The following is a 9042-nucleotide window of genomic DNA, read 5'->3' on the forward strand; positions in this document are numbered from 1 at the left end:
ATAGCTCAGTTGGTAGTAGCGCATGACTGTTAATCATGATGTCGTAGGTTCGAGTCCTACTGGCGGAGTATAATTCTCATTGCTAGACGTAGGTCTAGCTTTTTTTGTTTTACGAAAACCACTAGCTGTGCTAGTGGTTTCGAAAAAGCTTTTAGCCGAAGAGCAAGCCACCGGTTCTCACGGGTGGTTTTGACTGATCTGTTTATCAATTATAGTGAGTGGCGAAAAGCTAATATCTAGAGTGGATATAGTGGTATAGGGTAATCTAGTTTTGTTTAAATCTGGATATGAGTGACAGTTTCAAAAACAAGGGAAACCTTAATATTTTACTCTTTATTTCCGATTAATTCTGTGGTATTCTTAATAAGTCTTATAAGTTCTTCCTAATGATGGTTTGGTCGCTTTTCATTATAGTTCTTATGGGACTTTTTGTGTATACTCAAAAAGCTCTATAATCTCTACAGTGGTTTTTACCCACTACAGAAATTATAGAGTCTATCATTTTTATAGTGACATATATGTCTCTATTTTATTTCTTATGTATCTCTTATAATAGATTTCGTAATTATTTTAATTACAAATATTTTATCTATTTATAGGAGGTTTAATGGAACAAGAAGTTTTTGTTCACGCATATGAAGTTGTAAGGCCGATTGTACTTAAGGCTAGTAGACAATATTTCATCCAACTTTGGGACCAAGCTGATATGGAGCAAGAAGCTATGATGACGCTTTATCAGCTTTTAGAAAAGTTTCCTGAATTAAAGTCTGATGATGATAAGTTACGGCGATATTTTAAAACGAAATTTAGGAATAGACTTAATGATGAGGTTAGAAGGCAGGAGTCTGTAAAACGACAAGCTAATCGACAATGTTATATCGAAATTTCAGATATTGCTTTTTGTCTCCCGAATAAAGAGTTAGATGCGGTAGATAGGCTTGTTTATGATGAGCAGCTTAATGCTTTCCGTAATCAGTTGTCTTCGGAAGATGCTACTAAGTTAGACCGTCTGCTAGCTGGAGAATGTTTTAGAGGTCGAAAAAAGATGATCAGGGAGTTAAAATTTTGGATGGTAGATTTTGATCCTTATAATGAAGATGATTAATTTTGAATATAGATTCTAGTCTAGTATTATTGAGTAAAAGTCATAAAAAACACTTCGAAAGTAGATTTCTGTTATCTATCTTTTGAAGTGTTTTTAATGTAGTGTAAAGAATTTATTTTACTGCTATAGGGTTCCCAATGAATCTTGGAAGTTCAATATTTTCTTTGGTTAGGGCTTCTTGGTAAAGTTTTAAGAAATCAGCATAGATATGAATTTGTTGTCCATTTTTCGTAAAAATATCAATACGAAATACTAGTTGTCCAGAAGGAGTTGTGCTTAATCCAATGATATTTGGAGCTCCACAGATTTGAGGATAGTTTTCAATGTTTTCTCGATTTACTTCTTGTATGATGCTTGTCACTTTATTGATATCGGTTGACGGATAGACTGGGATATCAATTTGAGCTCTCATGTCCCCTCGAGATTTGTTGGATACAATTGTGATATTTCTGTTAGGTATAAAATGGAGGGTTCCATCAAATCCTCGAATTTGAGTAGTTCGAATACCTACGGTTGAAACAAGGCCTGTAACGGCTCCTACTTCAACTGCGTCACCGACTTCAAATTGGTTTTCTAACAATATGAAAAAACCATTAACGACATCAGATAGGAAGCCCTGAGCTCCTAGACCAAGAGCAACTCCAGCAAGTCCTGCCCCAGCAAGGAGGCTAGATACTGGGACCCCAAGGATACTAAGAAGACAGTAAATAAGGAAGAAGTATAGCACGTAGTTCATGCAATTGTGTAGTAATCGTTCAATGGTTTTTTGTCGAGCAGGTGTTTGAATTGTCCAAGCTAGAGAGCGTCCCACTGTATGTTTAAAAAGGAAGTTGATAATCTTCTTACTAAGAAGAAAGATGATGAGGAGAATAAGGAGTTTAATCCCTTTCGTAATGAGTACCATTAGGGTCTCTTCAAAATTAAATTGTTGGATGTATCTTTGTAAAATATTCATAGTTCTAGTTTATCAAAATTTTGATAAAGTAGCAGTTTCTAACGATTTTCTTGTGATTAAATTGGATAAAAAAACTTTTAAAAGGCTTTGAAATATGGTAAACTAAACTGTATCTATAAAAAATTTTAAGGAGAATGACTACATGTCTGTATCATTTGAAAACACAGCCACTAACCGTGGTGTGGTGACATTCACTATCGGTCAAGATAAAATTCAACCAGCTTTGGATCAAGCATTTAACAAGGTTAAAAAGAATTTGAACGCTCCAGGCTTCCGTAAAGGACACATGCCTCGTGCCGTATTTAACCAAAAATTTGGTGAAGAAGCTCTTTACGACGATGCTTTGAATGCAATTCTTCCAGCAGCTTATGAAGCAGCGATTGCTGAACTTGGTCTTGATGTTGTTGCACAACCAAAAATTGATGTAAAATCAATTGAAAAAGGTCAAGATTGGACACTTACTGCAGAAGTTGTTACAAAACCTGAAGTAAAACTTGGTGCATATAAAGATCTTGAAGTTTCAGTTGAAGCTTCTAAAGAAGTTACTGATGAAGAAGTTGATGCTAAGCTTGAAAGCGAACGCAAAAACTTGTCTGAATTGGTTGTTAAAGAAGGTGCAGCTGAAAATGGCGACACTGTTGTTATCGACTTTGTTGGTTCAGTAGACGGTGTTGAATTTGATGGTGGTAAAGGTGAAAACCACTCTCTTGAACTTGGTTCAGGTCAATTTATCCCAGGTTTCGAAGACCAATTGGTTGGAGCAAAAGCTGGTGATGAAGTAGAAGTTAAAGTAACTTTCCCAGAAGACTATCAAGCTGCTGACCTTGCAGGTAAAGCTGCTGTATTTGTTACTAAAGTTAACGAAGTTAAAGCTAAAGAAGTTCCAGCTCTTGATGATGAGTTGGCTAAAGATCTTGACGATGAAGTTGAAACTCTTGATGAGTTGAAAGCTAAATACCGTAAAGAACTTGAAGCAGCTAAAGAAATCGCATTTGATGACGCTGTTGAAGGTGCTGCACTTGATTTGGCTGTTGAAAACGCTGAAATCGTTGAATTGCCAGCAGAAATGGTTGAAGACGAAGTTCACCGTGCTATGAACGAATTCATGGGCAACATGCAACGTCAAGGTATCTCTCCTGAAATGTACTTCCAAATCACTGGTACAACTCAAGAAGATCTTCACAAACAATATGAAGCTGACGCTGACAAACGTGTGAAAACTAACCTTGTTATCGAAGCTGTTGCTGCTGCTGAAGGATTCGATGCTACAGAAGAAGAAATCCAAAAAGAAATTAATGATCTTGCAGCTGAGTACAACATGGAAGTATCACAAGTTTCTGCACTTCTTTCACCTGAAATGCTTAAACACGATATCACTATGAAGAAAGCTGTTGAAGTTATTACAAGCACAGCAAAAGTTAAATAATATGACTAAAATCAAGTTTCTGTTGAGACTTGATTTTTTCTTCTATAAATACTTTGACTATTGACTCTTTTTAGCGTAAAATAAAAGGTAGCGAAAAATTGATTGCTGAGCTATTTCTGATAGAAACTAGCTTGAGTAAGAATGAAGGAGAACCACTTTGGAACTAGACGTATTTGCTGGACAAGAAAAAAGTGAATTATCAATGATTGAAGTGGCCCGTGCTATCTTAGAAACACGTGGTCGTGATAATGAAATGTATTTCAATGATTTGGTCAATGAAATTCAAAATTACTTAGAAAAATCGGATGCTGATATCCGCAATGCTTTGCCATTCTTTTATTCAGATTTGAATACGGATGGAAGTTTCATTCCACTAGGTGATAACAAATGGGGCTTGCGTTCATGGTATGCAATTGATGAAATCGATGAAGAGGTCATCACATTGGAAGATACTGATGAAAATGCACCAAAACGTAAGAACAAGAAAGTTAATGCCTTCATGGATGGTGATGAAGATGCCATCGATTATAATGACGATGATCCAGAAGACGAGAACTTTACACCTGATTCTGATAGTCTTGAATATGACGACGATAGCGAAGATGATGAGAAAGCCGAAGTGGAATCTTATGACTCTGAGTTGAATGAAATTATTCCAGATGATGATTTGGATGATGTTGAGTTGTCAGAAGAAGATGATGACGATGACTATGAGGATGAGTCAAACGACTAAGTTTTCATTGACAAATGGTCTTGGATAGTTTAGACTATTTATCGGGCACCTCTTTTGAAGAGGTCATGATTAAGGCTCCCAGAGTAAAACTCTTGGGGGTCATTTTTGTTTTTAGTCATTTACTGGACTTGTCTAAGGTGAGGTACTTTGTACGGCACCCATCAGGTACTAGGAAAGGACTATCGTGATTATCTGAGTGGGTAACCAATCTGCTATCTGTAGTTGTTTTGAATTATATTATAAGGAGTTAACATGACAAAATATATTTTCGTCACTGGTGGTGTGGTATCTTCAATTGGTAAAGGGATTGTAGCTGCAAGTCTTGGGCGTTTGCTTAAGAACCGTGGTCTTAAGGTTACGATTCAAAAATTTGATCCTTACATCAATATTGACCCAGGAACAATGAGTCCTTACCAACACGGTGAAGTTTATGTCACTGATGATGGTACTGAAACTGACCTTGACCTTGGTCACTACGAACGTTTTATTGATATCAATCTTAATAAATACTCTAACGTGACTACTGGTAAGATTTATAGCGAAGTTTTGCGTAAGGAACGTAAAGGAGAGTATCTTGGTGCGACTGTTCAGGTGATTCCGCATATCACAGATGCTTTGAAAGACAAGATTAAGCGCGCAGCGACAACAACTGATTCAGATGTCATTATCACTGAAGTTGGTGGTACGGTTGGTGATATTGAAAGTCTTCCATTCCTTGAAGCTCTTCGTCAAATGAAGGCTGATGTGGGCTCTGACAACGTTATGTATATCCACACAACGCTTCTTCCTTATTTGAAGGCTGCTGGTGAAATGAAGACAAAGCCAACGCAACACTCTGTTAAGGAATTGCGTGGTTTGGGTATCCAACCAAATATGTTGGTTATTCGTACAGAACAACCTGCTGGTCAAGGAATCAAGAATAAATTAGCTCAGTTCTGTGATGTTGCACCTGAGGCTGTTATCGAATCACTCGACGTGGAACATATCTATCAAGTGCCACTTAATATGCAGGCTCAAGGTATGGATCAAATCGTTTGTGATCATTTGAAACTGGATGCTCCAGCTGCAGATATGACAGAGTGGTCTGCTATGGTTGATAAGGTGCTTAACCTTAAGAAAACAACTAAAATTGCTCTTGTTGGTAAGTATGTGGAGCTTCACGATGCTTACTTGTCAGTAGTTGAGGCACTAAAACACTCAGGTTTGGCAAATGATACTGCCATTGATATTGACTGGGTCAATGCTAATGATTTGACTGCTGAAAATGTTGCTTCTCGTTTGGCTGATGCTGATGGTATTATTGTTCCTGGTGGTTTCGGTCAACGTGGTACTGAAGGTAAGATTCAAGCTATTCGTTATGCACGTGAGAATGATGTGCCAATGTTGGGTGTCTGTCTCGGTATGCAATTGACATGTATTGAGTTTGCTCGCCACATTCTTCACTTGGATGGCGCTAATTCAGCTGAGCTTGATCCAAACACAAAATATCCAATTATCGATATTATGCGTGATCAAATTGACATTGAAGACATGGGTGGTACTCTTCGTCTTGGTCTTTACCCATGTAAGTTGAAACCAGGTTCTAAGGCAGCTGCAGCTTATGGCAACCAAGAAGTTGTTCAACGTCGTCACCGTCACCGTTATGAATTTAATACTAAGTTCCGTGAACAGTTTGAGGCTGAGGGCTTTGTATTCTCAGGTGTGTCACCAGATAATCGTTTGATGGAAGTTGTAGAACTCCCAGACAAGAAATTCTTTGTGGCAGCGCAATACCACCCAGAATATCATAGCCGTCCAAACCATGCGGAAGAACTTTACAGTGCCTTTGTGACAGCAGCAGTTGAAAATGCTAAATAATTATCTAAGACAGAGTGGGATAGCCTACTCTGTTTTTTATTAGTTCCTTTTATGCTAAAATAAAGGGAATAATAAGAAAGAACGAGGAAAACAAATGGCTAAATTTGGCTTTTTGTCAGTATTAGAAGAAGAACTGGATAAGCACTTGGACTATGATTTTGCTATGGACTGGGATAAAAAGAATCATGCTGTGGAAGTAACGTTTATCCTGGAAGCGCAAAACAGTAGCAATGTCGAGACTATTGATGATAAGGGTGAAGTGTCTGATGAAGATGTCATTTTTGAGGATTACGTGCTCTTTTACAATCCAGCAAAATCACGTTTTGATGAAGAGGACTACCTAGTGACAATTCCATATGAACCTAAGAAAGGTCTATCTCGTGAGTTTTTGTCCTATTTTGCGGAGACCTTGAATGAGGTGGCAACAGAAGGATTGAGTGACTTGATGGATTTTCTATCTGATGATGGACCTGAGGAATTCGGTTTGGTTTGGGACAAAGAAGCTTTCGAAAAAGGGAAAGCTCAACTTGAAGAGAAGGAATTTTTTGCTTATCCAAGGTATTAAAGGGAGCGAAAAGGGATGGATGCTTATTTAAAAGATCAGTTCGATTTTACAGGTGTTAAGGCTGCCTTACTCGTAGAGCAAAGTATTTTGGTCATTCTCAGAGATAATAAACCAGATATTCCTTGGCCAAATACATGGGAGTTGCCAGGTGGTGGAAGAGAAGGTCAAGAAACGCCTCTTGAATGTCTTCAACGTGAGGTCTGGGAGGAGCTGGGCTTGACTTTGAAAGAGGAATCGATTATTTGGTCGAAAATCTATCCTAGTATGTTGGATAAAGATAGGTCAGCTGTCTTTGTGGTTGGCCAAATTAGCCAAGAGCAGTATCGTGAGATTCGTTTTGGTGACGAGGGACAGGAATTTAAACTAATGCCTGTAGAGGATTTTATAAAAGCAGAAGGTGTCATTGCCCAGTTGCAGGAACGCTTTAAAGACTATTTAGTAGGAAAGGAAACAGAGAAATAAATGGACAAATGGCAAGAATTAACGATTGAAGTTAATCGTGAGGTCGAAGAAGCGGCTTCTAATATTTTAATTGAGTCTGGGAGCCAGGGTGTGGCTATTGATGATAGTGCAGATTATTTGGAAAATGCGGACCGTTTTGGGGAACTTTATCCTGAGGTTGAGCAGGTTGAAACGGTTAAAATTACGGCTTATTATCCAGAGTCAGCAGATATCGAGGCCATTACTAAGCAGGTCAATGAGCGTTTGGCTGAGTTGACAGATTTTGGTCTTGAAACTGGAGATATTCACTTAGCTACTCAAGAATTGGTTGAAGAAGATTGGGCTGAGAATTGGAAAAAATACTATGAACCAGCTCGCATTACCCATGACCTGACTATCGTACCGTCATGGACGGATTATGAGGCATCAGAGGGGGAAAAAATCATTAAGTTGGATCCTGGTATGGCCTTTGGGACAGGAACACATCCAACGACTAAGATGAGCCTCTTTGCCTTGGAGCAGGTGCTTCGTGGTGGTGAGACGGTGATTGATGTGGGGACTGGTTCAGGAGTCCTCTCGATTGCTGGCTCTCTGCTTGGTGCCAAGGAAATCTACGCTTATGACCTTGATGATGTGGCGGTTCGAGTGGCACAGGAAAACATTGATATGAATCCTGATATGGAAAATATCTACGTTGCTGCGGGAGATCTTTTGAAGGGTGTGACGCAAGAAGCTGATGTTATCGTGGCTAATATTTTGGCGGACATTCTCATTCATCTGACGGAAGATGCCTACCGTTTGGTTAAGGATGAAGGTTACTTGATTATGTCAGGGATTATCTCTGAAAAATGGGATATGGTGCGTGAATCGGCTGAGAAAGCAGGTTTCTTCCTAGAAACTCACATGGTTCAGGGAGAGTGGAATGCTTGTGTCTTTAAGAAGACAGATGATATTTCAGGTGTGATTGGAGGCTAAATGCAACAGTATTTTATAAAGGGGAAGGTTGAAAATCCAGTAATCATCAAAGACAAGGATATTGTGAAGCATATGTTTAACGTTATGCGTTTGACAGAGGATGATCAGGTTGTCTTGGTTTTTGAAGATGGTATCAAGCGTCTTGCGCGTGTGACTGACCGTGAGAATCATGTCTTTGAAGTGATTGAAGATTTAACTGATAATGTCGAGATGCCTGTATCTGTAACCATTGCCTCAGGTTTTCCCAAGGGAGATAAACTGGAGTTGGTGACACAAAAGGCAACAGAGCTTGGAGCTCAGGCTATTTGGGCCTTCCCTGCCGACTGGTCTGTGGTTAAGTGGGATGGTAAGAAGCTAGCCAAGAAGGAAGATAAGCTTGCCAAAATTGCTCTAGGAGCTGCAGAACAATCCAAGCGTAATCGTGTGCCAGAAGTCAGATTGTTCGAGAAAAAAGGGGAATTTCTATCAGAATTAGATAATTTTGATAAGATTTTTATCGCCTATGAGGAAACAGCCAAAGCAGGTGAGTTGGCTACTCTAGCTCGTGAGTTGGCTCAGGTAGAGAATGGTCAGAAAATTCTCTTTATCTTTGGACCAGAAGGTGGTATTTCTCCGTCTGAGATTGATGCATTTGAAGAAGCTGGTGGCGTTAAAATTGGCCTTGGACCGCGCATTATGCGGACGGAAACCGCTCCTCTCTACGCTTTGAGTAGTGTCAGTTATGCCTTGGAATTGAATAAGTAAGAGAAAGTTGGCCTTGTTCCAACTTTTTTTGTATTTGACACTTTTAAGCTAAGATTGCATCGTGCCATTAGTTTTGTATGACAAATCGAGCATTTCTAAAAAAGTTGATAATCTTATTTAGATTTAATATAATTGTACTATCTTTATAAAAGGGGAAGATTTTTAATGATAAATTGCAAGAATAAGTGCAACATTTACTCGAACTCATCCTCTAGAGCTTCACAAGCAGTTCTGTAAGCTA

General features: G+C 38.8%; 9 protein-coding genes. 8 read left to right on the forward strand and 1 reads right to left on the reverse strand.

Features of this window, described 5'->3' with window-relative positions:
* The first annotated feature begins 607 nt into the window (after positions 1-607).
* On the forward strand, positions 608-1105 hold the full coding sequence (locus tag H7T99_RS10250; RefSeq protein WP_021143466.1) for a sigma factor: 498 nt from the start codon (positions 608-610) through the stop codon (positions 1103-1105).
* A gap of 112 nt (positions 1106-1217) precedes the next feature.
* On the opposite strand, the gene H7T99_RS10255 is transcribed toward H7T99_RS10250, so the two are convergent.
* On the reverse strand, positions 1218-2060 hold the full coding sequence (locus H7T99_RS10255; protein ID WP_037598879.1) for a mechanosensitive ion channel family protein: 843 nt from the start codon (positions 2058-2060) through the stop codon (positions 1218-1220).
* Positions 2061-2202: 142 nt separating this feature from the next.
* On the opposite strand from H7T99_RS10255, the gene tig reads away from it, so the two are divergent.
* From tig to H7T99_RS10290, 7 genes are all read left to right on the forward strand, one after another.
* A complete protein-coding gene (gene tig / locus H7T99_RS10260; RefSeq protein ID WP_037598880.1) occupies positions 2203-3486 on the forward strand; it encodes a trigger factor in 1284 nt (427 codons plus the stop codon).
* A gap of 157 nt (positions 3487-3643) precedes the next feature.
* A complete protein-coding gene (gene rpoE, locus H7T99_RS10265; RefSeq protein WP_002885605.1) occupies positions 3644-4219 on the forward strand; it encodes a DNA-directed RNA polymerase subunit delta in 576 nt (191 codons plus the stop codon).
* 252 nt (positions 4220-4471) lie between these two features.
* The gene (locus tag H7T99_RS10270) at positions 4472-6076 is read left to right on the forward strand and encodes a CTP synthase (protein ID WP_002889723.1); all 1605 of its coding nucleotides are present in this window, start codon (positions 4472-4474) and stop codon (positions 6074-6076) included.
* A 94-nt stretch (positions 6077-6170) separates the two neighbouring features.
* Complete coding sequence (locus H7T99_RS10275) at positions 6171-6641, forward strand: DUF3013 family protein (RefSeq protein WP_037598883.1); 471 nt, start codon at positions 6171-6173, stop codon at positions 6639-6641.
* A 15-nt stretch (positions 6642-6656) separates the two neighbouring features.
* Positions 6657-7103: an NUDIX hydrolase gene (locus H7T99_RS10280; protein WP_037604207.1), complete on the forward strand. Its 447-nt coding sequence runs from the start codon at positions 6657-6659 to the stop codon at positions 7101-7103.
* On the forward strand, positions 7104-8057 hold the full coding sequence (gene prmA / locus H7T99_RS10285) for a 50S ribosomal protein L11 methyltransferase (protein ID WP_037604209.1): 954 nt from the start codon (positions 7104-7106) through the stop codon (positions 8055-8057).
* Entirely contained in the window at positions 8058-8801 is a 744-nt protein-coding gene (locus H7T99_RS10290) for a 16S rRNA (uracil(1498)-N(3))-methyltransferase (protein ID WP_037604211.1), read from the forward strand. It abuts the gene before it with no gap.
* Positions 8802-9042: the final 241 nt, after the last annotated feature.

This window comes from Streptococcus sp. 17.1, from assembly GCF_016648655.1.
Taxonomy (GTDB): domain Bacteria; phylum Bacillota; class Bacilli; order Lactobacillales; family Streptococcaceae; genus Streptococcus; species Streptococcus salivarius_E.

Bases quoted from the DNA above. Each gene is read 5' to 3' on its own strand.
- H7T99_RS10250 (WP_021143466.1), top strand. From the start codon at position 608: ATGGAACAAGAAGTTTTTGTTCACGCATATGAAGTTGTAAGGCCGATT.
- H7T99_RS10255 (WP_037598879.1), bottom strand. From the start codon at position 2,060: ATGAATATTTTACAAAGATACATCCAACAATTTAATTTTGAAGAGACC.
- tig (WP_037598880.1), top strand. From the start codon at position 2,203: ATGTCTGTATCATTTGAAAACACAGCCACTAACCGTGGTGTGGTGACA.
- H7T99_RS10270 (WP_002889723.1), top strand. From the start codon at position 4,472: ATGACAAAATATATTTTCGTCACTGGTGGTGTGGTATCTTCAATTGGT.
- H7T99_RS10275 (WP_037598883.1), top strand. From the start codon at position 6,171: ATGGCTAAATTTGGCTTTTTGTCAGTATTAGAAGAAGAACTGGATAAG.
- H7T99_RS10280 (WP_037604207.1), top strand. From the start codon at position 6,657: ATGGATGCTTATTTAAAAGATCAGTTCGATTTTACAGGTGTTAAGGCT.
- prmA (WP_037604209.1), top strand. From the start codon at position 7,104: ATGGACAAATGGCAAGAATTAACGATTGAAGTTAATCGTGAGGTCGAA.
- H7T99_RS10290 (WP_037604211.1), top strand. From the start codon at position 8,058: ATGCAACAGTATTTTATAAAGGGGAAGGTTGAAAATCCAGTAATCATC.